The 399-nt window shown below is 63.4% G+C and carries 1 pseudogene; it reads left to right on the top strand.

What is annotated here, in order from left to right:
- Positions 1 to 399, top strand: a pseudogene (locus C666_RS19190) (IS5/IS1182 family transposase); the annotation flags it as partial.

Genomic DNA, 399 nt, shown 5'->3' with positions numbered 1-399 from the left:
GGGAGAGCAGCACCTTCCGCTGGCTCTTCGATGAAGTGGTGCGCGCCTGCATGGCGGCCGGCCTGGTCAAGGGAGAAGGGTTTGCCGTGGATGCCAGCATTGTGGCGGCCAAGGCGAGCACCAAACTGGCCATGCCGGGGGACGAGCCCTACGTCTGGCAGAACCCGGCTCATTGCAGCCGGGCTGTGCGCGAGTATTTGGAGAGTCTGGATGATGAAATGCTTGCCGAGACCGTTCCCAAACGGATTTCCCTGAGCGACCCGCAATCCCGCTGGACAGCCGTCCTGGGCGGGCCAGCCTTTTTCGCCTACTCCACCAATTACCTCATCGATGTCGCCCATGGTGTGATCCTCGATGTGGAGCCCACGCCGGCCCACCGGACGGCGGAGGTGGAATCCA

Origin of the sequence: Thauera linaloolentis 47Lol = DSM 12138, assembly GCF_000310205.1 — a bacterium.
In the GTDB taxonomy this organism is placed as follows: domain Bacteria; phylum Pseudomonadota; class Gammaproteobacteria; order Burkholderiales; family Rhodocyclaceae; genus Thauera; species Thauera linaloolentis.
This window is presented reverse-complemented; position numbering and strand designations above follow the sequence as displayed.